The organism is Mycobacterium sp., assembly GCF_047975165.1.
GTDB lineage: Bacteria > Actinomycetota > Actinomycetes > Mycobacteriales > Mycobacteriaceae > Mycobacterium.
The window spans coordinates 54817-78000 of sequence record NZ_JBKECZ010000061.1 but is presented as its reverse complement, the minus strand read 5'-3'; the positions used below and the strand labels follow the sequence as shown (position 1 = coordinate 78000).

Annotated in this window: 20 protein-coding genes; 10 read left to right on the top strand and 10 right to left on the bottom strand. The window is 67.4% G+C overall.

The window, feature by feature from the left end; genetic code table 11:
* Window positions 1–63: 63 nt before the first annotated feature.
* The 5 genes from purN (at window position 64) to ACK5M9_RS07095 (ending at window position 6408) form a co-directional block, all read left to right on the top strand.
* A complete protein-coding gene (gene purN / locus ACK5M9_RS07115; RefSeq protein ID WP_416892469.1) occupies window positions 64–693 on the top strand; it encodes a phosphoribosylglycinamide formyltransferase in 630 nt (209 codons plus the stop codon).
* A gap of 7 nt (window positions 694–700) precedes the next feature.
* Window positions 701–2266: a bifunctional phosphoribosylaminoimidazolecarboxamide formyltransferase/IMP cyclohydrolase gene (gene purH, locus ACK5M9_RS07110; protein WP_416892468.1), complete on the top strand. Its 1566-nt coding sequence runs from the start codon at window positions 701–703 to the stop codon at window positions 2264–2266.
* Between the two features lie 132 nt (window positions 2267–2398).
* The gene (locus tag ACK5M9_RS07105) at window positions 2399–2932 is read left to right on the top strand and encodes an LGFP repeat-containing protein (protein ID WP_416892467.1); all 534 of its coding nucleotides are present in this window, start codon (window positions 2399–2401) and stop codon (window positions 2930–2932) included.
* Window positions 2933–3041: 109 nt separating this feature from the next.
* Window positions 3042–4433 carry a sigma 54-interacting transcriptional regulator gene (locus ACK5M9_RS07100; protein WP_416892466.1) on the top strand — a complete coding sequence of 464 codons (1392 nt, stop codon included), beginning with the start codon at window positions 3042–3044 and terminating at the stop codon, window positions 4431–4433.
* Window positions 4426–6408, top strand: coding sequence for a vWA domain-containing protein (locus ACK5M9_RS07095; protein ID WP_416892465.1), 1983 nt, complete (start codon window positions 4426–4428; stop codon window positions 6406–6408). The genes ACK5M9_RS07100 and ACK5M9_RS07095 overlap by 8 nt, the downstream gene beginning before the upstream one ends.
* A 24-nt stretch (window positions 6409–6432) precedes the next feature.
* On the opposite strand, the gene ACK5M9_RS07090 is transcribed toward ACK5M9_RS07095, so the two are convergent.
* The 9 genes from ACK5M9_RS07090 to ACK5M9_RS07050 form a co-directional block, all read right to left on the bottom strand.
* Window positions 6433–8094 carry an alpha/beta hydrolase gene (locus ACK5M9_RS07090; protein ID WP_416892464.1) on the bottom strand — a complete coding sequence of 554 codons (1662 nt, stop codon included), beginning with the start codon at window positions 8092–8094 and terminating at the stop codon, window positions 6433–6435.
* Entirely contained in the window at window positions 8091–8390 is a 300-nt protein-coding gene (locus tag ACK5M9_RS07085) for a WXG100 family type VII secretion target (protein ID WP_416892463.1), read from the bottom strand. The genes ACK5M9_RS07090 and ACK5M9_RS07085 overlap by 4 nt, the downstream gene beginning before the upstream one ends.
* Window positions 8391–8493: 103 nt before the next feature.
* Window positions 8494–9096 (bottom strand): DUF1707 SHOCT-like domain-containing protein, encoded by a 603-nt coding sequence (locus ACK5M9_RS07080; RefSeq protein ID WP_416892462.1) that lies wholly within the window; start codon window positions 9094–9096, stop codon window positions 8494–8496.
* Window positions 9097–9185: 89 nt separating this feature from the next.
* Window positions 9186–10028, bottom strand: coding sequence for an enoyl-CoA hydratase family protein (locus ACK5M9_RS07075; RefSeq protein ID WP_416892461.1), 843 nt, complete (start codon window positions 10026–10028; stop codon window positions 9186–9188).
* Between the two features lie 10 nt (window positions 10029–10038).
* Window positions 10039–11205, bottom strand: coding sequence for an acyl-CoA dehydrogenase family protein (locus ACK5M9_RS07070; protein ID WP_416892460.1), 1167 nt, complete (start codon window positions 11203–11205; stop codon window positions 10039–10041).
* Window positions 11202–13298, bottom strand: a complete 2097-nt coding sequence (locus ACK5M9_RS07065; RefSeq protein ID WP_416892459.1) for an acetyl/propionyl/methylcrotonyl-CoA carboxylase subunit alpha — start codon at window positions 13296–13298, stop codon at window positions 11202–11204. Before ACK5M9_RS07065 ends, ACK5M9_RS07070 begins: the two co-directional genes overlap by 4 nt.
* 5 nt (window positions 13299–13303) lie before the next feature.
* Window positions 13304–14899, bottom strand: coding sequence for an acyl-CoA carboxylase subunit beta (locus ACK5M9_RS07060; RefSeq protein WP_416892458.1), 1596 nt, complete (start codon window positions 14897–14899; stop codon window positions 13304–13306).
* Entirely contained in the window at window positions 14896–16044 is a 1149-nt protein-coding gene (locus tag ACK5M9_RS07055) for an acyl-CoA dehydrogenase family protein (protein WP_416892457.1), read from the bottom strand. The genes ACK5M9_RS07060 and ACK5M9_RS07055 overlap by 4 nt, the downstream gene beginning before the upstream one ends.
* Window positions 16041–17723 carry an acyclic terpene utilization AtuA family protein gene (locus ACK5M9_RS07050; RefSeq protein ID WP_416892486.1) on the bottom strand — a complete coding sequence of 561 codons (1683 nt, stop codon included), beginning with the start codon at window positions 17721–17723 and terminating at the stop codon, window positions 16041–16043. Before ACK5M9_RS07050 ends, ACK5M9_RS07055 begins: the two co-directional genes overlap by 4 nt.
* A 248-nt stretch (window positions 17724–17971) precedes the next feature.
* On the opposite strand from ACK5M9_RS07050, the gene rpmF reads away from it, so the two are divergent.
* The 5 genes from rpmF to ACK5M9_RS07025 all read left to right on the top strand — a co-directional run bounded on the left by rpmF (window position 17972) and on the right by ACK5M9_RS07025 (window position 22482).
* Entirely contained in the window at window positions 17972–18145 is a 174-nt protein-coding gene (rpmF, locus tag ACK5M9_RS07045) for a 50S ribosomal protein L32 (RefSeq protein WP_416892456.1), read from the top strand.
* A gap of 83 nt (window positions 18146–18228) precedes the next feature.
* A complete protein-coding gene (locus ACK5M9_RS07040) occupies window positions 18229–18915 on the top strand; it encodes a response regulator transcription factor (protein WP_416892455.1) in 687 nt (228 codons plus the stop codon).
* Window positions 18915–20486 (top strand): ATP-binding protein, encoded by a 1572-nt coding sequence (locus ACK5M9_RS07035; RefSeq protein ID WP_416892454.1) that lies wholly within the window; start codon window positions 18915–18917, stop codon window positions 20484–20486. The genes ACK5M9_RS07040 and ACK5M9_RS07035 overlap by 1 nt, the downstream gene beginning before the upstream one ends.
* A gap of 29 nt (window positions 20487–20515) precedes the next feature.
* On the top strand, window positions 20516–21943 hold the full coding sequence (locus ACK5M9_RS07030) for a S1C family serine protease (protein WP_416892453.1): 1428 nt from the start codon (window positions 20516–20518) through the stop codon (window positions 21941–21943).
* Window positions 21943–22482: a MogA/MoaB family molybdenum cofactor biosynthesis protein gene (locus tag ACK5M9_RS07025; RefSeq protein ID WP_416892485.1), complete on the top strand. Its 540-nt coding sequence runs from the start codon at window positions 21943–21945 to the stop codon at window positions 22480–22482. Before ACK5M9_RS07030 ends, ACK5M9_RS07025 begins: the two co-directional genes overlap by 1 nt.
* A 230-nt stretch (window positions 22483–22712) precedes the next feature.
* Here ACK5M9_RS07025 and mscL read toward each other — a convergent pair whose 3' ends face one another.
* Entirely contained in the window at window positions 22713–23102 is a 390-nt protein-coding gene (gene mscL / locus ACK5M9_RS07020) for a large-conductance mechanosensitive channel protein MscL (protein WP_416892452.1), read from the bottom strand.
* Window positions 23103–23184 lie beyond the last annotated feature (82 nt).

Genomic DNA, 23184 nt, shown 5'->3' with positions numbered 1-23184 from the left:
CGGCCCCCGGCTGCGGTCACGCCGGCGCCCGGTGGGCATCGACTCCCGTTAGGCTGCCTCACTGTGCCCGAACCGCTCCGCGTACCGCCCAGCGCACCGGCGCGGCTGGTGGTGCTGGCGTCCGGCACCGGTTCGCTGCTGAACTCCCTGTTGGCGGTCGCCCAGGGCGACTACCCGGCGCGCGTCGTGGCTGTCGGTGCGGACCGCGACTGCCGTGCGGTGCAGATCGCCGCCGGTGCCGCGATACCGGCTTTCACCGTCCGCGTCGGCGACCATCCCAGCCGTGACGCGTGGGACAACGCCTTCGCCGACGCCGTCGCCACCTACCGTCCGGACCTCGTGGTTTCCGCTGGATTCATGAGAATTCTTGGGCCGCAATTCCTTTCGCGATTCCCAGGCCGCGTCGTCAACACTCATCCGGCGTTGCTGCCGGCATTCCCCGGTGCGCACGGTGTGGCCGCGGCGCTGGCCTACGGTGTCAAAGTGACTGGCTGTACGGTGCATCTGGTGGACGCCGGCGTCGACACCGGTCCGATCCTGGCTCAGCAACCGGTCGAGGTGCTCGACGCCGACGACGAAGCGACCCTGCACGAACGGATCAAGGTTGTTGAACGACAACTCCTGGTGGATGTGGTGGCCGCGATAGCCACCGGCGGCATGACGGTAACGCAACGGAAGGTGACCCTGGGATGACCACGGCATGAGCGGCGACACGACGCCGATCCGGCGCGCGTTGATCAGTGTGTACGACAAGACCGGCCTGATGGAGCTCGCCCGGGGGCTCGCCGAGGCGGGCGTGGAGATCGTCTCCACCGGATCGACGGCCAGGACCATCGCCGATGGCGCGATTCCAGTGACCCGCGTCGAAGAGTTGACCGGCTTTCCCGAAGTGCTCGACGGCAGGGTGAAGACCCTGCACCCGCGGGTGCATGCCGGCCTACTGGCCGACCTGCGCAAACCCGAACATCGGCAGGCTCTGGCAGATCTCGGCGTCAAGGCATTCGAACTCGTGGTGGTCAACCTTTACCCGTTCGCCCAGACGGTCGAATCCGGTGCGGGTGTCGACGAGTGCGTCGAGCAGATCGACATCGGCGGCCCGTCGATGGTCCGCGCCGCGGCCAAGAACCACCCCAGCGTCGCCGTGGTCACCGATCCGCGCGGGTATGACGGGGTGCTGGCCGCAGTGCGCAACGGCGGATTCACCCTGGCCGAGCGCAGAAAGCTGGCTTCGCTGGCATTTCAGCACACCGCCGAGTACGACATCGCCGTCGCCACCTGGATGCAGTCCACCCTGGCGCCCGAGGAACCGGCCCAGGAGTTTCCGCACTGGTTCGCCCGGAACTGGCGTCGTCAGGCGACATTGCGCTACGGCGAGAACCCGCACCAGCGGGCCGCGCTCTACGGCGACCCCGCCGCCTTCCCGGGTCTGGCGCAGGCCGAGCAGCTGCACGGAAAAGAGATGTCCTACAACAACTTCACCGACGCTGACGCGGCGTGGCGGGCGGCCTTCGACCACCGGCAAACCTGCGTGGCGGTCATCAAACACGCCAACCCGTGCGGGATAGCGATCTCCGGAAGTTCGGTTGCCGACGCGCACCGCAAGGCCCACGAATGTGACCCGCTGAGCGCCTTCGGCGGCGTGATCGCAGCCAACACCGAGGTCAGTGCGGAGATGGCGGAGTACGTGAGCACCATCTTCACCGAGGTGATCGTCGCGCCCGCCTATGCCCCCGAAGCCCTGGAGATCCTGACCCGCAAGAAGAATATCCGGGTGCTCGTCGCTTCCCAGCCACTGCCCGGCGGCCACGAACTCAAACCGATCAGCGGCGGACTGCTGATCCAGCAGCGCGACGAATTCGACGCCTCCGGTGACGATCCGGTCAACTGGACCCTGGCTGCCGGTGAGCCCGCAGACTCGGCCACCCTGACCGATCTGGTTTTCGCCTGGCGCAGTTGTCGCGCGGTCAAGTCGAACGCGATCGTGATCGCCGCCGGCGGTGCCACCGTCGGTGTCGGCATGGGACAGGTCAACCGGGTCGATGCCGCTCGCCTTGCGGTGGAACGTGCTGGTGAGCGGGTTGTAGGTGCGGTGGGCGCCTCGGATGCGTTCTTCCCGTTCCCCGACGGCCTTGAGACCCTCGCCGCTGCCGGCGTCAGGGCGATCGTGCATCCGGGGGGGTCGGTTCGCGACGGGGAGGTGACCGATGCAGCGGCGAAAGCCGGGGTCACGCTGTACCTCACCGGAGCCCGTCATTTTGCGCACTGACCGCCTGTTTCGGGGCCGGGCGGGAGCGGCTCGATCGATTGATCTCCGGTTTTCCCTTGATCCGGGGCCGTGATTCGGAATAGCATTCCCGTTTGGGCGGATGGTCGCCCGATCCAATCCGAAAGGAAGAAAATGCGCGAAATTACTAAGCGGACAGCCGCGTTCTCCGCGGCGATCGCTGGATTTGCCTTGATTGGTACCGGGTGCCAGGCGACCAAGGACAAGGCTAGCGACATCTCGAGTTCGGCGAGTTCGGCGAGTTCTGTGATCTCCTCTGCGATCGCGGGGTCGACCGAGAACACGCAGATGACGGCCGCCAACGGTGCGGTCTACGCTGTGTCGGGCCCCATTCTGAAGAAGTACAACTCCCTGGACGCCGAGGCCAAGGAAGACCTGGGGATGCCGCTCGGCAACCAGCAGTCGAATGCCGACGGCGGCGTCTACCAGCAGTTCGACGGGGGCGTCATCGTCAACAAGGACGCCGCGTACGTCGTCTGGGGCCAGATCCGCGACAAGTGGAACGAGCTGGGTGGATCCCAGGGCAAGCTTGGTTACCCGACCAGCGACGAGTCCGACACTGCCGACGGTGCCAAGACGGCCGAATTCGAGCACGGGACCATCACCTGGAAGCCAGGCGACACTCAGGTCACCGTAAACGTGAACTAATCGCTACGTGCTGAAAAGGCCGGGCTGTCGGAAACGAGAGCCCGGCCTTTCGCATGTCCGGTGCGGACCACCGGTGACGCCTGCCGACGATGCGTCGTAGCGTGGAGCGGTGACTTCACCGAGCAATCTGCCCCGCACCGTGGGCGAGCTGCGATCCTCCGGACATCGTGAGCGGGGGGTCAAGCAGGAAAGTCGCGAGAACCTGCTGACCAAGCTGGCCGACGGGTCCGACACCGCGACGCTGTGGCCGGGCATCCTGGGCTTCGACGACACCGTGATCCCGCAGTTGGAGCGGGCCCTGATAGCCGGGCATGACTTCGTTCTGCTGGGTGAACGAGGCCAGGGCAAGACCCGCCTGCTACGGGCACTCACCGGTCTGCTCGACGAGTGGACTCCGGTGATCGCCGGAGCCGAACTCGGTGAGCACCCCTATAGCCCGATCACCCCGGAGTCGATCAAGCGGGCAATCCAGGCCGGCGACGGGCTTCCGGTCGCCTGGAAGCACCGCAGCGAGCGCTACACCGAAAAGCTGGCGACCCCCGACACCAGCGTTGCCGACCTAGTCGGTGACATCGACCCGATCAAGGTGGCCGAGGGCCGCAGCCTGGGCGATCCGGAGACCATCGCCTACGGGCTGATCCCGCGTGCACACCGGGGCATCGTCGCCGTCAACGAACTACCGGACCTGGCCGAGCGAATCCAGGTGTCCATGCTCAACGTCATGGAAGAGCGGGACATCCAGGTCCGCGGTCACACCTTGCGCCTGCCGCTGGATGTCCTGGTCGTGGCCAGCGCCAACCCGGAGGACTACACCAACCGCGGCCGCATCATCACTCCGCTCAAAGACCGATTCGGCGCCGAGATCCGCACCCACTACCCGCTGGAACTTGAGGCCGAGGTGGGTGTCATCGCTCAGGAGGCGCACCTGAGCGCCCAGGTACCCGACTATCTGCTGCAGGTGATGGCGCGGTTTGCGCGCTACCTGCGGGAGTCCAACTCGGTGGATCAGCGCTCCGGCGTCTCGGCGCGGTTCGCCATTGCCGCGGCCGAAACGGTTGCGGCGGCGGCCCGGCACCGGGGTGCGATTCTGGGGGAGAACGACCCGGTGGCACGGGTCGTCGACTTGGGCACGGTGATCGACGTGCTGCGCGGCAAGCTGGAATTCGAGTCCGGCGAGGAGGGGCGGGAGCAGGCGGTGCTCGAACACCTGCTTCGCCGCGCCACCGCGGACACCGCCGCACGAGTGCTCGGCGGCGTCGACGTCGGCACCCTGGTCGCGGCGGTCGAAGGCGGGTCGGCGGTGACGACCGGCGACCGGGTATCGGCCAAGGACGTGCTGTCCGCGGTTCCCCGACTGGCTGTGGTGGACCAGATCGCGGCCAAACTGGATGCGGAATCGGAGGGCCAGCGGGCCGCGGCACTCGAACTGGCGCTGGAGGCCCTGTACCTGGCCAAGCGGGTCGACAAAGTGTCCGGGGAAGGGCGGACCGTCTATGGGTAGTGGCCACTCCTCGCGGTACTCCGCCTACACCGGCGGGCCCGACCCACTGGCTCCGCCGGTGGACCTGCGGGAGGCACTGGAACACATCGGTCGGGACGTCATGGCCGGCGCCTCACCGCGCCGGGCCTTGCAGGAGTTGTTGCGGCGTGGGACCGAGAATATGCGGGGCGCCGACAGGCTGGCCGCAGACGCCAACCGTCGCCGTCGGGAGTTGTTGCGCCGCAATAATTTAGATGGCTCCCTCCAGGAGATCAAGAAACTGCTGGACGAGGCGGTGCTGGCCGAGCGCAAGGAACTGGCCCGAGCCCTGGACGACGACGCCCGTTTCTCGGAGCTGCAACTACAGGCGCTGCCCCCGTCGCCGGCCAAGGCCGTGCAGGAACTCTCCGAGTATGACTGGCGCAGCGGCGAAGCCAGGGCGAAATACGAGCAGATCAGGGACCTGCTCGGCCGCGAGATGCTCGACCAGCGATTTTCCGGGATGAAGCAGGCGCTGGCCGGGGCCACCGACGAAGACCGTCAGCGGGTCAACGACATGCTGGACGATCTGAACAACCTGCTGGACAAGCACTCCCGGGGCGAAGACGCTCAGCAGGACTTCGAGGACTTCATGGCCAAGCACGGCGAGTTCTTCCCGGAGCAGCCGCGCAACGTCGAGGAGTTGCTGGATTCGCTGGCCAAGCGGGCCGCTGCCGCACAGCGTTTCCGCAACAGCCTCTCCGGGGAGCAACGCGACGAACTGGATGCGTTGACCCAGCAGGCGTTCGGCTCGCCGTCGCTGATGCAGCAGCTGAGCAGGCTCGACGCACACCTGCAGGCCGCGCGCCCGGGCGAGGACTGGACGGGGCGTCAGCAGTTCTCCGGCGACAACCCGCTCAGCATGGGTGAAGGCACCCGGGTGCTGGCCGACATCGGCGAGTTGGAACAGCTCGCCGAACAACTCTCGCAGGCCTATCCGGGCGCCAGCATGGACGACGTCGACCTCGACGCGCTGGCCCGCCAGCTCGGTGACGAGGCCGCCGTCGACGCGCGTACCCTGGCCGAACTGGAACGGGCCCTGGTCAACCAGGGCTTCCTGGACCGCGGCTCCGACGGGCAGTGGCGGCTGTCGCCCAAAGCGATGCGCCGGCTCGGGGAGACGGCATTGCGTGATGTGGCGCAACAACTTTCCCGACGGCACGGCGAGCGGGACCACCGGCGCGCGGGTGCGGCCGGTGAGCTGACCGGCGCGACCCGGCCCTGGCAGTTCGGCGACACCGAACCGTGGGACATTTCCCGCACGCTCACCAATGCGGTACTGCGCCAAGCGGGTACAGCCGCTGCGAGCGCTCCTGGGCGGTCGTTGCGGATCAGCGTCGACGATGTGGAGATCTCCGAGACCGAAACCCGCACCCAGGCCGCGGTTGCGCTGCTGGTGGACACTTCATTCTCCATGGTGATGGAGAACCGCTGGTTGCCGATGAAGCAGACGGCACTGGCACTCAACCACCTGGTGTGCACCCGATTCCGCTCGGATGCGTTGCAGATCATCGCATTCGGTCGCTATGCCAGAACAGTGAGTGCGGCCGAACTCACCGGGCTCGAAGGTGTGTACGAACAGGGCACCAATCTGCATCACGCGCTCGCGCTGGCCGGGCGTCACCTGGGCCGCCACCCCAACGCGCAACCCGTCGTCCTGATCGTCACAGACGGCGAGCCGACGGCGCACCTCGAAGACTTCGACGGAGAGGGGACGTCGGTCTTCTTCGACTACCCGCCGCATCCGCGGACGATCTCCTTCACCGTGCGCGGATTCGACGACATGGCCCGGCTCGGTGCGCAGATCACCATCTTCCGGCTGGGCGGTGATCCGGGGCTGGCACGGTTCATCGACCAGGTGGCCCGGCGGGTGGAAGGGCGCGTCGTGGTGCCCGGCCTCGACGGGCTGGGGGCCGCGGTGGTGGGCGACTACCTGCGCTCGCGGCGGCGGCGCTGAGGTCCCCGGCCGAGCGGGGCCGCGTCAGCGATCCGGCGACAGGCCCGGCGGAAGGGGTCGATTGGGACCGGTGGGCCTGATGAGGTTATCGGGTAGGCCGGCCAGGACAGCCGCCATGTTGTAGCCGCTCATCCTGAGCTGCCCGTTGCTTCCCACTTCGGCGTATTCGGAATGGCCGTACGCCCGCTCGTGCAGCTGGCCGTCGCCGTACTCATTCGGCGGTGCCAAGCCGGTGGCCGTGGACAGCGGCATCATGCCCGGCACATCGCGCATCGCCGGGCCGAAGGCGTGCAGCCGGGGAATCAATTCCGCCACACGGTCATTGACGCCGGTCATATAGTACGCATGGCCGGGTGCGACGCCCAGTTGCGAGGCCCGGACGATTTCGGCGCCGGGCGAACCGTAGAGCACCACGTCGTCCACCGGTGCGCCCTGCTGCAATGCCAGGCTGGTGACCAGCGAGCCGTAGGAATGCCCGAACGCGGTGATGCGTTGATCGGTAGGGTTGCCGGCGGCGGCCAGTCCCTGAAAGAAGTTGTTCAGTTTTGCGGCGCCGTCGCGTGCCTGCCAGTCGTGGCTCACATCTCGCAGGCTGTCGGGAGCGTCGTAGCCCAGCCAGGCAATGGACGCGACCGCGTCCGGGTTCGGCCGGTGGGCCGCCACGCGTAGTTCACTGGCCTTGGCGCGTTGGGCGGCAGCCTGTTTCGTCATTTTCCCCGCGCTGGTGCTGATCCGGGTGCCAAGGCCGCCGACCGTCACGCCGACGCATTCGGCGTTGTCTACGTCGCCCACCGCGACCGCGGCCAACACCTTTCGGGGATCGGTGGCGGTGTCCAGAAAAACGAGCCGGGATTCGGCGTTCGCGGCAAGTGCGTTCTGCAGCGCCCGCAGATCGGCCAACTTGTCGACGGAGGTGTGCCACCGTCCGGAACCGTCGTACCATCCGTTCTGCAGACGTGCGGTATCGCGGTGCAACACAGCATAATTGAGTGAGCTGCGCACATCGGTGGGAATCCCGTCCAGATTGCGGATCCTATCGGGTGATTGCTCCGTGACGCGGTGCTGCTGGCCGGGGGTCAACGAACGCCACCACGAGTTCACCTTTTCGGCGGCGCACTCCGGTGTTGGCGGGACCGGCATTGCCGGCGGCTGGTGGCGCAGTTGGGTGTCGACGTGATCGGATGCCAGGTCGCCGTCAGCTGCGCGGATCGCCGCCGCCAGATCCCCGTCGGCCAGCTCGGCGGACATCAGCAGTGTGTGCAGGCTGTCGGTCAGCCGAACCGCGGCGGCAAGGATGCGCTGCTGATCGGGCGCCGGGTATTCAGAAAAGTCGGCGGGAGGCAATGCGGTACCCGTCTCATCGTCGACCACCAGGTGGTTTGCCGCGGCCTCGGCGCGGATGGCGCTGAGTCGCCACTTGATCGCGGCTACCTCCTGTGCCGATTGTTCGGCGGCGCGGGCGACGGCCTCGCAGGCGTCGGCGTGGGTATCGAGAGCCAGGGCGGTGTGCGCGGCGGCGGCCTGGGCGGCTTCGGCAGCAGCCCCGCCGAAACAGGTCAACCGCATGGTTTCGGTGATCGTCGCGGACACGCTTCGGGTACCGTGAGCACGCGTGATCGCGGCGTCGAACACGGCGCGGATTGCCGCGGGGTCCCAGCGGTCGATGTCGCCGAGGCTCGGCGTCACCGCGGCCCCAGGCGCGCGGCATTGAGCCGGTCGAGTTCGATGAATGCCGATGCGGCGATTTGCATACCGCTCGACCATGCCCCGATGCCGCGTAGCTGACGGTCGGCGGCGACGGCCCAGCCGTCGAGCAAATCCGTCAGCGCCCCTGCCGACTGGCCCACCCAGCCGTCCCGGACGGCGTCGGCATCTCGCCGACAGGATTGCTGCAGGGAGAACAGGGCCTGGCCGTGATCGGCGAACTCACCTGCCACCCCGATCAGGAAATCGGGATCCACCCGCAGTTCTTCCGCCGTCACAACCTGCCTTCCGCCGAGACGAACCTTCGGCGAAATGCTGGCAGCACACGTCGCGGCGGACCACTCACCCGGTGCCCGGTGTGGACAACCGAAGTGCTGTGGATTACTTGCTGGGCCTGCGCGCCTTGCGTTTGATGCCGACGCCGCCCCACAGCGAGAAGCCGCGGATCTTCACCTTCGGCGCACCCGGGCTGCCCGAACCCAGCACCTGCCGGTCGAAAGTGCCCATGACCCCGCGGCCGTCGATCTCGACGTTGACCTCGGGCGGCAGCAGGATGGATTGCGTGCCCATGATCGAGTAGGCACGGATCTCCACCTCGGTGGAGGTGAAGTCGGCGTAGCGCAAGTCGACCACACCGCTGCCCCCGAACGTCAATGTGGTGACCTTGTTCGGTACGTTCCATCGTCCGCGGCGCTCGAACCCGCTCAGGATCGCCAGCAGCGTCGTCGACGGCGCCGGATTGCAATCGCCGCGGCGGCGGGAGCTCATCGCCGCGCCGGGCAGGTCGGATCGCAGCTGGTCGAGTTCCCGGTAGGTGGTCGCGGCGTAGGCCCTGGTCAACCGATCCTCGTATTCGCCGAGCTCCAGGCGGCCCTGCTCGGCAGCGTAGGCCAGCAACTGCGCGGTCTGGATTCGATCGGTGTCCTCGGCGCGCTCGGGATTCGCACGCATCGCGTTTGGGTCACGTCGGGCTGGGTTAGTCATCTCACCTGCGAGTTTACGACGCCCCGATCCCGCGGCAAGTGGTTGGGGCCAAACGGTGTCCCGCACGGGGCATCGCCTGAGACAACAGGCTACGTATCGGCCGGGGATACCCAGCTCGGAGGCCGTTTTTGCAGAAACGCAAGCATACCCTCGCGGGCTTCGTCCGAGACGAAAAGCCGGGCAGAGTCTGCGGCGAGCCGTTCGGCGTCGCGGTCGAAGCCGGCCAGGACGGCCGCGGTGGTCAGGGCCTTGGAAGCGGCGAGGCCCTGCGGTGACCCACGGCCCGCGTCGGCGACCAACCCGGCCACCGCGACCTCGACATCGTCGGCCGCGATCGTGACCAAGCCGATCTCCGCAGCCCTGTCGGGCCCGAACGTCTCGCCGGTGAGGTAATAACGGGACGCCGCCCGCGCCGACAGCTTCGGCAGCAACGTCAGCGAAATGATCGCCGGGGCAACACCGATCCGAGCCTCGGTCAGGGCAAAGGTGCTGCGCGGCCCCGCAACCACAATGTCGCACGCCCCGACCAGACCGAGGCCGCCCGCCCGGACATGCCCGTTGACGGCGCCGATGACCGGAAGCGGTGTCTCGACGATGGCGCGCAGCAGCGCAACCATCTCCTCGCCTCGCGCTACGGCCAGGTCGTAGGCCGATCCCGGCGACCCGCTGCCCCCGGCTTCGCCGGCCTCGCCGGTCTCGGTGGCGCCGCCGGCCGCGCTCAGATCCGCCCCGGCGCAGAAGGTGCCGCCGGTGTGCCCGAGCACCACCGCCCGCACCGCCGGATCCGCGGCCGCGTTCCGCAGCCCGGCATGCAACTCGGTGACCAGCGTGGTCGACAGCGCGTTGCGGTTGTGCGGAGAGTCCAGCGTCAACCGGGCGAACGGACCCGCGGTGTCCGATGGTCCGGCGTAGTCGACCAGAGGATTACCCATCGCCGCGGCCTCAGTAGCTTCGGGGCAGGCCCAGGGAGGTCTGCGCGACGAAGTTCAGCACCATCTCCCGGCTGATCGGCGCGATCCGGGCCAGGCGGGACGTCGTCAACATCGCGGCAACCCCGTACTCCTTCGACAATCCGTTGCCGCCCATCGACTGCACTGCCTGATCGACCGAACGCGTCGACGCCTCGGCCGCGGCATACTTGGCCATGTTGGCGGCCTGGGCAGCCGCCCCGTCGTCGCCGCTGTCGTAGAGCGTCGCGGCCTTCTGCATCATCAACTTGGCCAGTTCGACCTCGATATGACACTGCGCCAGCGGGTGGGCGAGCCCCTGGTGCGCGCCGATCGGCGAGGACCAGACCTTGCGGTTCTTGACGTAGTCGACGGCTTTGCCGAGCGCGAACCGGCCCATGCCGACCGAACTTGCCGCACCCATGATGCGCTCTGGATTCAGCCCCGCGAAGAGCTGCGCGATGGCGGCGTCCTCCGCCCCGACCAGAGCGTCGGCGGGCAACCGTACGTCGTCGAGGAAAACCTGGAACTGCCGCTCGGGGCTGACCAGCTCCATCTCGATCGGCGTGTAGGTGAAACCGGGTGCGTCGGTAGGCACCACGAACAGTGCCGGACGTAGCTTTCCGGTCTTGGCTTCCTCGGTTCGGCTCACGACCAGCACCGCCTGGGATTGGTCGATACCGGAGATGAAGACCTTCTGGCCCTTGAGGATCCAGTCGCTGCCGTCGCGACGGGCAGTCGTGGTGATGTTGTGTGAGTTGGATCCGGCGTCCGGTTCGGTGATGGCGAACGCCATCGTCAGCGAGCCGTCTGCGATGCCGGGAATCCACCGCTTCTTCTGCTCCTCGGTGCCGAACTTGCCGATGATCGTGCCGTTGATGGCGGGAGAGACCACCATCAGCAGCAGCGCACTGCCCGCGGCGGACATCTCCTCCATGACCAGCGACAGCTCGTACATGCCCGCGCCGCCGCCGCCGTACTCCTCGGGCAGGTTCACGCCGAGGAAGCCGAGTTTGCCTGCCTCCGCCCATAATTCATCGGTGTGCTCCTGGGCGCGAGCCTTCTTTTGGTAGTACTCGGAGCCGTAACCGGCTACCCACTCAGACACCGCCTTTCGCAGTGCCTGACGGTCTTCGTTCTCGATGAAACTGGTATCGGTCATTGGGGCTCCCCTTCTGTTTCCTGCGATTCGACGCGGGCTGGGCCGGATGGGGCGTGACCCGCGGCGCCCGGCTCCGCCGCGCTTGCGATCACGCCCGGGTCGGATGGGGCGTGACCCGCGGCGCCCGGCTCCGCCGCGCTTGCGATCACGCCCAGCACCTCGCCGACTTCGACTTGGTGGCCGGCGCGGACATTCAATTGGGCCAGGACCCCGTCGGACGGCGCGGCGATGGTGTGCTCCATCTTCATCGCCTCCAGCCAGATCAGCGGCTGGCCGGCGGTGACGGCCTCACCGGCTTCGGCGCTGATCCGGATGACGTTGCCCGGCATGGGCGCGATCAGCGACCCCTGCTCGACGGCCGATCCGGGCTCGGGGAAGCGCGGCAACGCCACCAGATGCACCGGCCCGCGCGGCGAGTCGATGTAGATATCCGCCTGGTGACACCGGAACGCGAAGGTCGTGTCCACGCCGTCGGCGGCCAGCACCACTTCGTCCGGCGACGCGGATACCAGCTGCACCGCCGGGTCGTCGGGAAGCGTCAAACCGGCTCTGCTGTACCGGTATCGGACCTGCTGCTCGGCGCCGGCGTCGTCGCGGTAGGTCTTGACCTGAAAGCCCGAAGCCAGATTGCGCCACCCGCCGGGAATCGTCGCGAACACCGACGCGGTGGCGCGGTTGCGGGCGGCCTCGGCCAGTGCGGCGGCAACGGCCGAGATGCGGACCGTCGCGGCATCAGCCAGCGGCGCCGCCAATGCATCCAGCCCGACGGTGTCGAAGAACGCGGTGTCGGTTGCGCCATCGAGAAACACCGGATGACGCAGCACCCGCACCAGAAGATCCCGGTTGGTGCGCAGGCCGTGTATCGATGCGCGGGCCAACGCGTCGGCGAGCACCAGTGCCGCCTGCCGCCGGGTGGGTGCGTAGGAGATCACCTTGGCCAGCATCGGGTCGTAGTGGATGGACACCAACGAACCGTCGACAATGCCCGAATCCAGCCGGATACCCGTCCGGTACCCCAGGGTCTCGAACTCCGCGCGCACCGCGGGCACCTCACTGGTGTGCACCCGGCCGGCCTGCGGCTGCCAGCCTTGCGCGGGATCTTCGGCGTAGAGCCGCGCCTCAACCGAATGGCCTTGTGCCACCGGGGGGTGGGCAGGCAACCGGCCACCGTCGGCCACTGCGAGCTGCAGCTCGACCAGATCCAGGCCGGTGGTCTCCTCGGTGACCGGATGCTCGACCTGCAGCCGGGTGTTCATCTCCAGGAAGAAGAACTCGCCGTCGTCGTCGGCAAGGAACTCCACGGTGCCGGCGCCGGTGTAGCCGATCGAGGATGCGGCCAGCCGGGCCGCGGTGAACAACTTTGATCGCATGCCGGGTATTCGTTCGACCAGGGGCGACGGTGCCTCTTCGATGACCTTCTGGTGGCGCCGCTGGATCGAGCATTCCCGTTCGCCGAGTGCCCACACGGCGCCGTGGGTATCCGCCATCACCTGAACCTCGATGTGATGGCCACTGGGCAGGTAGCGTTCGCAGAACACGGTCGGGTCACCGAACGCCGACCGCGCCTCACGGCGAGCCGCCTCGACTTCGCCCGGCAGACAGGACAATTCATCCACCACCCGCATGCCGCGGCCACCACCGCCGGCGGACGCCTTGATCAGCACCGGCAGTTGGGCCTCGGTGACGGCGTCGGGGTCGAGGTCGGCGAGTACCGGTACCCCGGCGTCGGCCATGAGCTTCTTTGCTTCGATCTTGGAACCCATTTGCCGCACCGCGTCCGCAGGCGGCCCGATCCAGGTCAGGCCGGCGTGTGCGACCGCTTCGGCGAACTCCGGGTTCTCCGAGAGAAATCCGTAGCCGGGGTGGATGGCGTCGGCCCCGGCTGCGTGGGCGGCGGCGATGATGGCCGCGGCGTTGAGGTAGTCGTTGGTCTGCGGCAGCCGAACCCGGGCATCGGCGTGCGCGACGTGTGGCGACCCGGCATCGGGGTCGGTGTAGACGGCGACGGTGCCGACACCCAGGCGGCGACATGTGGCGAATACCCGGCGGGCGATTTCCCCCCGATTGGCCACCAGGACCCTCGTGATTCCCATAGCGCTCACATCCGGAAGACGCCGAAGTTCGACGTCCCCTCGATCGGGCCATTTGCTATGGCGGATAAGCAGATTCCCAATACCGTTCTGGTGTCGCGCGGATCGATCACTCCGTCGTCGTAGAGCATCCCGGAGAGCACCAGCGGCAGGGACTCGGCTTCGATCTGGCCTTCGACCGCGGCCCGCATGGCCGCATCGGCCGCCTCATCGACCTGCTGGCCGCGGGCTTCGGCGGCCGCCCGGGCCACGATCGACAACACCCCCGACAGCTGGGCGCCACCCATCACCGCGGATTTGGCGCTCGGCCAGGCGAACAGGAAGCGGGGATCGTAGGCGCGGCCGCACATCCCGTAGTGACCGGCCCCGTACGACGCACCGATCAACAGCGAGATGTGCGGCACGGTCGAGTTCGATACGGCGTTGATCATCATCGAGCCGTGCTTGATCATGCCGCCTTCCTCGTAGTCCCGGCCCACCATGTAGCCGGTGGTGTTGTGCAGGAACAGCAGCGGCGTGTTCGACCGGTTGGCCAGCTGGATGAACTGGGTGGCCTTCTGCGACTCCTCGCTGAACAACACACCGCGGGCATTGGCCAGGATGCCGAGCGGGTAGCCGTGCAGTTGCGCCCAGCCGGTCACCAGTGACGAACCGTACAGCGGCTTGAATTCGTCGAACTCTGAGCCGTCGACGATCCGGGCGATCACCTCGCGCGGGTCGAACGGAATCCGTAAATCCGACGGCACGATACCGATCAACTCCTCGGTGTCGAACAGCGGTGCGGTGACCGGCCGGGGTTTCGGCCCCTGCTTGGACCAATTGAGCCGCGCTACCACCCGGCGGCCGATGCGGATCGCGTCGAGTTCGTCCTGGGCGAAGTAATCCGCCAAACCCGAGATGCGGGCATGCATTTCGGCGCCGCCCAGCGACTCGTCGTCGGATTCCTCACCGGTGGCCATCTTGACCAGCGGGGGGCCGGCCAGGAAAACCTTGGAGCGCTCCTTGATCATCACCACGTGATCCGACATCCCCGGGACGTAGGCGCCACCGGCAGTCGAGTTCCCGAATACCAAAGCTACGGTTGGGATTCCGGCAGCTGAAAGCCGGGTGAGGTCCCGGAACATCCGCCCGCCGGGGATGAAAATCTCCTTCTGGGTAGGCAGGTCGGCGCCGCCCGATTCCACCAGGGACACCACCGGAAGCCGGTTCTCGAACGCGATTTGATTGGCTCGCAGGATCTTCTTCAGCGTCCACGGGTTGCTGGTGCCGCCCTTGACGGTGGGATCGTTGGCGACGATCATGCACTCCACGCCGCAGACCGCACCGATTCCGGTGATCGCGCTGGCGCCGACGGTGAACGGAGTTCCCCAGGCCGCCAGCGGACTCAACTCCAGGAACGGCGAGTCGGCATCGACGAGCAGTTCGATGCGTTCCCGCGCGGTGAGCTTCCCGCGACCGTGGTGGCGGTCGACGTATTTGGGCCCGCCCCCCGCGACGGCCTTGGCGAGTTCGGCATCGATCTCGTCGAGCTTGGTGGTGGTGGCCGAGACGGCCTCACCGAAGGCGACACCATTCGGATCGAGGGTGGACTGCAACGTAGTCATGATTGATACCCCAGTAGTTTGGCGGCCAGTGCGGTGAGGATCTCGGTGGTTCCACCGCCGATACCCAGGATTCGCATGTCCCGGTACTGACGCTCGACCTCGGACTCGGCCATATAGCCCATGCCGCCGAATAGTTGGACGGCCTGGGTGGCCACCCACTCCCCGGCTTCGACGGCGGTGTTCTTGGCGAAGCAGACCTGGGGGATCAGGTCGGTTTCGCCGGCCAGTTGACGTTCGATCACGGTGTGCGAGTACACGCGGGCGACATCGATGCGGCGGGCCATGTCCGCCAGGGTGTTCTGCACCGATTGCCGCGAGATCAGTGGGCGACCGAACGTCTCCCGGTCCCGGCACCATTGGGCGGTGATGTCCAGGCACCGCTGCGCACTCGAATATGCCTGAGCCGCAAGCGCGATCCGCTCGGAGACGAACGCCTGCGCGATCTGGGCGAAACCGGTGTTCTCGGCGCCGACCAGGTTCTCGGCGGGGACCCGCACATCGGTGTAGGACAATTCGGCGGTGTCCGAGGATCGCCAGCCCATCTTGTCCAGTTTCCGGCTCACTGTGAAGCCGGGTGTCCCCTTGTCCACCACGATCAGCGAAACCCCGCCCGCCCCGGGGCCGCCCGTTCGCACGGCGCTGACCACGAAGTCGGCTCGCACGCCCGAGGTGATGTAGGTTTTCGCGCCGTTGATCACGAAGTGGTCCCCATCGCGGACGGCTGATGTGCTCAGGTGCCCGACATCGGATCCGCCACCTGGTTCGGTGATCGCCAGCGCGCCGATCTTGTCCCCGGCCAGGGTGGGGCGCACGTAGGTTTCGATCAGTCGCCGGTCCGCGGAAGCGATCATGTGCGGCACCGCGATGCCGCAGGTGAACAACGATGCGTAGACCCCGCCGGGTGCGCCGGATTGGTGCATCTCCTCGCAGATGATCAACGAGTCGGCGCCGTCGCCACCGCCCCCGCCCACTGGTTCGGGCAGGCCGGCTCCCAACAGGCCCGCTTCGCCGGCGCGCCGGTGCAGGTCGCGGGGCAGCTCGCCCGCGCGCTCCCACTCGTCGATGTGGGGCAGGATTTCCCGCTCGGCGAACGTGCGCACCGTGGTTCGCAGCTGTTGACGTTCGGGCGTGGTCCAGATGCTCACAGCAGGCTCTCCGGGATGTCGACGTGACGGCTGCGCAACCATTCGCCCAGACCCTTGGCCTGGGGATCGAAGCGTGCCTGATATGCGACGCCCTGGCCGAGGATCCCCTCGATGACGAAGTTCAGCGCCCGCAGGTTGGGCAGCACGTATCGGGTGACCGCCAACCCGGCGGCTTCGGGCAGCAACTCTTTGAGGAACTCCACGGTGAGTGTGTTGGCCAGCCAGCGCCATTGATCATCGGTGCGCACCCAGACTCCGACGTTGGCCGAACCGCCCTTGTCGCCGCTGCGGGCACCGGCGACCAGCCCCAGCGGGCCACGCCGCGCCGGTCCCGGGGACAACGGATCGGGCAGGGGCGGGTCGTCGGCTGGCGCCAAGATCAAAGTTTGGGTTGCACAAGGTATTTCGTGACGGGTGCCATCGGGGTGCACCGCGATGTGCGACACCAGGTCCGCCGGCACATACCCGGGGGTAAAGACGCCGTACACCTGGGCATCTCCCGGGGGGGCTGTGGAGGTGAACCCGGGGTAGCTCGCAAGTGCCAGTTCCACCGCGGCAGAGGAGAACTTACGTCCTACATTTTCCGCATCGGGATCGCGCACAACGCAGCTCAGCAATGCGCTGGCAGCCTGTTCGGTGTCGGCATCGGCATGATCGGTGCGAGCCAGCGTCCATTCCAGTTCCGCGGGCTTGACGGTCAAGCTGGATTCCAGCTGGCGACGCACCAGTTGGGCCTTGGCATCGATATCGAGACCGGTCAGTACGAAGGTCATCGAGTTACGGAACCCGCCGATGCCGTTCAGTGACACCTTCAGCGTCGGCGGCGGGGGCTCGCCCACCACCTCGCTGATGCGCACCCGGTCGGGGCCGTCGAGTGTCAGCCGGACGCTGTCCATCCGGGCGGTGACGTCCGGGTTGGCGTAACGGGCGCCCGAGATCTCGTAGAGCAGTTGGGCGGTCACGGTGTCGAGACTGACCGCGCCGCCGGTCCCGGAGTGCTTGGTGATCACCGACGAGCCGTCGGCGTGCACTTCGGCCAGCGGAAAGCCCGGACGGGTCAACTCGGGAACCTCGGTGAAGAACGCGAAGTTTCCGCCGGTGGCCTGGGTGCCGCATTCGATGACGTGGCCTGCGACTACCGCACCGGCAAGCTGGTCGTAGTCGGTGGGCCCCCAGCCGAAATGCGCGGCGGCCGACCCGACGATCACCGAGGCGTCGGTGACCCGGCCGGTGACCACCACGTCGGCCCCGGCGTCGAGGCAGTCGGCGATTCCCCACGCCCCCAGGTAGGCGTTGGCGGTCAACGGCGAGCCGAGGCCCAGCTCGGCCGCCCTGGGTTGCAGGTCATCGCCCTCGACGTGGGCCACCCGGCTGACAATGCCGAGCCGTTGGGCCAGGGTGCGTACCGCGTCGGCCAGCCCGGCGGGGTTCAGGCCGCCGGCGTTGGCGACGATGCGCACGCCGCGATCGTGGGCCAGGCCCAGGCAGTCCTCGAGTTGGGTGAGAAAGGTCCTGGCGTAGCCCCGGTCGGGGTTCTTCATCCGGTCGCGGCCCAAAATCAGCATGGTCAGTTCGGCCAGGTAGTCACCGGTGACGAAATCCACGTCACCGCCGGTGAGCATCTCGCGCATTGCCGACAGCCGGTCGCCGTAGAACCCGGAGCAATTCGCGATCCGCACGGCGTCGGTCTGACGAGCCGGCGCCTGTCCTCCCACCATGGGGCCTCCATCGGGATCGTTCGGTGAGGTGATCAACCAACCACCCGGTAGGTTATCCGATACCGCTCGTGGCGGGCCAACCCGTGCGGCTCATTTTGGCCGCCGGTAGGTTCACCGACTACTCTGGAACGAACTTGTCGCCGGATGGCCGCCGAGGCCACAGCGCGACACGCCCGACCCGAACCCCGAACGAGGAGCTAGGCCCGATCATGGCCACACCCAAGCGCAGGATGTCGCGCTCGAATACCCGTAGCCGGCGCTCGCAGTGGAAGGCCGCCCCGGCCGAGCTGGTCGGCGTCAACGTCGCAGGTCACAAGCACAAGGTGCCCCGTCGGCTGCTCAAGGCCGCCCGGCTGGGGCTGATCGATCTCGACAAGCGCTAGGACAGGCGCACGCCGGAACATCCGGAGTGTACGACGGCGCGCCTCTCAGCCCGCTCTCAGGCGTCCGTACCAGACTGGGCCGCGTGCGAATTCTTGTTGTCGACGACGATCGCGCCGTTCGCGAGTCGCTGCGCAGGTCGCTTTCCTTCAACGGCTACTCGGTCGACTTGGCCCACGACGGGGTTGAGGCGCTGGAGTCGATTGCGGGCGACCGGCCCGACGCTCTTGTTCTCGACGTGATGATGCCGCGTCTGGACGGCCTGGAGGTGTGCCGCCGGTTACGCAGCACCGGAGACGACCTGCCGATCCTGGTGCTGACCGCGCGCGACTCAGTGTCCGAACGGGTGGCGGGCCTGGACGCCGGAGCGGACGACTATCTGCCCAAGCCCTTCGCCCTGGAGGAGTTGCTGGCGCGGATGCGGGCGCTGCTGCGGCGCACCAAGCCCGAGGATGCCGCCGAGTCGGTGGCGATGACGTTCGCCGACCTGTCCCTGGACCCGGCGACCCGTGAGGTCACGCGCGGGCTGCGCCGCATCAGCCTGACCCGCACCGAGTTCGCTCTGCTGGAAATGCTGATCGCAAACCCCCGCCGGGTGCTGACCCGCAGCCGGATCCTGGAGGAAGTGTGGGGATTCGATTTCCCCACTTCGGGCAACGCACTCGAGGTCTACGTCGGGTACCTGCGCCGCAAGACCGAGGCCGACGGTGAGCCCCGGTTGATCCACACCGTGCGCGGAGTGGGTTATGTGCTACGCGAAACACCGCCCTGATGGGTGTTTTCCGGGCCGGGAGGCGGGTGCCGTTGCGGGCGCGCAGTTCGCTGTCGCTGCGGTGGCGGGTCATGCTGCTGGCGATGTCCATGGTGGTGCTGGTGGTGTTTCTGGTATCCATCGTCGTGTACGCGGTGATCTCGGCCGCCCTCTACAGTGACATCGACAACCAGCTGCAGAGCCGGGCGCAGCTGCTCATCGCCAGCGGTTCGCTGGAGGCCGATCCGGGCAGGGCGATCGAGGGCACGGCGTATTCGGACGTCAACGCGATGCTGGTCAACCCCGGTCAGTCGATCTATACCGCCAATCAGCCCGGACAGACTCTGCTCGTCGGCGACTCCGAGAAGGCCGTCATCCGCGGTGAGTTGGTCATGTCCCGGCGCACCGCCGGCGACCAGCGGGTGCTGGCCATCCACCTGTCCAACGGCAGCTCACTGCTGGTCTCCAAGAGCTTGAAGCCGACCGAGCATCTGATGAGAAAGCTGCGCGCCGTGCTGCTGATGGTCGGCTTCGTCGGCGTCGCGGTGGCTGCGGTAGCGGGCGGCATGGTGACTCGGACCGGGTTGCGTCCGGTGGGTCGGCTCACCGAAGCGGCCGAGCGGGTGGCCCGGACCGACGATCTGCGGCCCATCCCGGTGTTCGGTAGCGATGAACTTGCCAGGCTCACCGAGGCTTTCAACCTGATGCTCCGCGCCCTCGCCGAATCCAGGGAGCGCCAGGCCCGGTTGGTCACCGATGCCGGGCATGAATTGCGCACCCCGCTGACCTCACTGCGCACCAACGTGGAACTGCTGATGGCCTCGATGGCGCCCGATGCGCCACGGCTGCCGGACCACGAGATGATCGAGCTGCGCGCAGACGTGCTCGCGCAACTCGAGGAACTGTCGACGCTGGTAGGTGATTTGGTGGACCTGACCCGGGGCGACGCGGGCCAGGTGGTGCACGAATCGGTCGACATGGTCGACGTCGTCGACCGCAGTTTGGAGCGAGTCCGACGCCGCCGCAACGATATTCACTTCGATGTCGATGTCATTCCGTGGCAGGTTCACGGTGATTCAGCCGGGCTGTCGCGAGTGGCGCTGAACCTGATGGACAACGCGGCCAAGTGGAGCCCGCCGGGTGGGCGGGTCGGGGTGACGTTGCGTCAACTCGATCCCTCGCATGCCGAACTGGTGGTGTCCGACCAGGGCCCGGGCATTCCCCTGCAGGAGCGCCGTCTGGTGTTCGAGCGTTTCTACCGTTCGACGTCGGCGCGGGCCATGCCCGGCTCGGGTCTGGGGTTGGCGATCGTCAAACAGGTGGTGCTCAACCACGGGGGATCGGTGCGAGTGGCGGACACCGTTGTGGGTGGACAGCCCCCGGGGACGTCGATCTGCGTGTTGCTGCCCGGCCGGGCGCTACCGGCGTCGGCGTTTACCGTCAGTGCCGGCGTCCGGGATTACGACGAGCTGGAAAACGATGCCGACACCGACGCTAGACGGCCGCGCGGGATGGTCTCCGATGCACGGCGTTCTGAGAACGTTATCTCAGCGGATTCTCAGACCGCACCTACACGGTGGTATTGCAGCTAATCTTGAGAACGAAGCCATGCGGACAGCGCATGCCCGCGCCGGCTTTCAGCAAGCCCCAACTAGCAGAGGAAGAGCGTCGAAGCGACATGACGAATCACCCGAGGTATTCGCCACCGCCGCAGCAGCCGGGCAACAGCGCCGCGCCCAACCAGCCGGCGCCGCCCGCCTATGCCCAGGGGCAGCAGCATTACGGCCAGCAATTCGACTGGCGGTATCAATCCGGGCGCCCCTTTGACCCCCGCGGCGGCGCCGGATATGACACCGGCGCCGTACCTCCTCCGGTGCCCGGCGCGCCGGGGGTGCGCCCGATGCCCGGGATGCTTCCCCCGATGGCCCCGCAACCCCGGCGGGGGCGCTCGGGCAGGCTGTTCTTCGGCGGGCTGGCCCTCGCGGTGGTCTCCGCCGGCATCGGCGGTGCGGCGGCGACCGTCGTCGAGTTGGGCCACCAATCCGTCGGCACCGACACCGTGACGGCCGCAACGGGTTCGGTGCCGAGCATCCCGGCGGCAAACCTGCCGGTGGGCTCGGTCGAACAGGTCGCGGCGAAGGTGGTCCCCAGCGTGGTGATGCTCGAGACCGACATGGGCCGTTCCTCCGAGGAGGGCTCCGGCGTCATCCTGTCCGCCGACGGATTGATCCTGACCAACAACCACGTCGTTGCGGCCGCGGCCAAGCCGTCGCCGGACGGGCCCGAGCCCAGGACCACGGTGACCCTCTTCGACGGACGGACTGCCCCGTTCACCGTTGTCGGCACCGACCCGACCAGCGATATCGCCGTCATCCGGGTTCGAGACGTCCCCGACCTGACCCCGGTCGCGATAGGTTCCTCGGCGAACCTGCGGGTTGGTCAGCCGGTGCTGGCCATCGGGTCACCGCTCGGGCTGGCGGGTACGGTCACCACCGGCATCGTCAGCGCGCTGAACCGGCCGGTGTCCACCACCGGCGAGGCCGGCAACCAGAACACCGTGCTGGACGCGATTCAGACCGACGCCGCGATCAACCCGGGCAATTCCGGTGGCGCCCTGGTCAACATGACCGGCCAACTCGTGGGCGTCAACTCCGCCATCGCCACGTTGGGAGCGGACTCCGGCGACGCTCAGAGCGGCTCGATCGGCCTCGGCTTCGCCATTCCGGTCGACCAGGCCAAGCGTATTGCCGACGAGTTGATCAGCACCGGCACCGCGTCGCACGCCTCGCTGGGCGTGCAGGTGACCACGGACAAGGGTCTGCCCGGCGCCAAAGTGATGGAAGTCGTCTCCGACGGTGCTGCCGCCGATGCCGGGGTGCCCAAGGGTGTCACCGTCACCAAGGTCGACGACCGGCCGATCAACAGCGCCGATGCGTTGGTTGCCGCGGTTCGTTCCAAGGCGCCCGGGGACAAGGTCTCGCTGACCTATCAGGACAAGGCGGGCGACACGAGCACGGTAGAGGTCACCCTCGGTAAGGCGAAGCAATGATGAAGGTCGATCCGCAATCTCCGGAATTCGGATATGCAGCAGTGGAGCAGGATGCGGAGGTGGTGGTCGGCAGGGCGCTGGTCGTCGTCGTCGACGACCGCACCGCGCACGGCGACGAGGACCACAGCGGACCGCTGGTCACCGAATTGCTCACCGAGGGAGGCTTCGTCGTCGACGCCGTCGTTGCCGTCGAGGCCGACGAGGTGGATATCCGAAATGCCTTGAACACCGCGGTGATCGGCGGGGTGGATCTGGTGGTTTCGGTCGGCGGGACCGGTGTCACGCCCCGCGATGTCGCACCCGAAGCTACCCGCGAGATCCTCGACCGGGAGATCCTGGGCATCGCCGAGGCGATCCGCGCGTCTGGTCTGGCAGCAGGGATTACCGACGCCGGCTTGTCGCGCGGTCTGGCCGGTGTCTCGGGCAGCACCCTGGTGGTGAATCTGGCCGGTTCCCGCTACGCCGTGCGTGACGGGATGGCGACGCTCAATCCGTTGGCGTCGGCCATCATCGGGCAGTTGTCCAGCTTGGAGATCTGAACACCCGAGTCGACAACACGGCTGGCGGGGTGCTCGGTTGATTGTCGGGTTTTCACGGAGAAGGAGCGCTCCTTGCCGGCAAGCCTTGCCCGTTGAGCCTGCGCTCACGGCGACGACACGCCGACGATCTGCGCCCTGGGCGCAGGATGAACTCAGCGGCTCCGCTGCTCCCCCGCGCCCCTCGCCCCTCGCCCCTCGCCCCTCGCCCAAAGCGTTACTGACCCACGCGTCTACGGTGTCCCGCTGGTCTTCGCGAGCAGGTCGCGGATCTCTTCGAGAACCGCAACCTGTGTCTCCGCGGCGTCGGCCGCGGCCTCTTCGGCATGGCGGAATTTGCTGTAGGGCAGTACCACCAGGAAGTAGACCACCGAGGCGATCAGGATGAAGTTGATTCCCGCCGACAGCAGGACGTTCAGGTCGATGGTCTCACCGCCGCCGATCCCGATCTTGAGGATGCCCATGTCGGACTGCTCGTTCACTCCGACCCGGTTGATCAGCGGCGTGATGATGCTGTCGGTGAACTTGGTGACCAGCGCCGTGAACGCGGTGCCGATGACGACCGCCACCGACAGGTCGACGATATTGCCTCGCGCGAGAAACTCCTTGAATCCCTTGAGCACGGGTACATCCTTTCTGCAGTGGGTCGGGTATGGCGTGCGGAACTTCGATCCTCATGTCGAATTTAGCCCAGTCGGTGCCGAA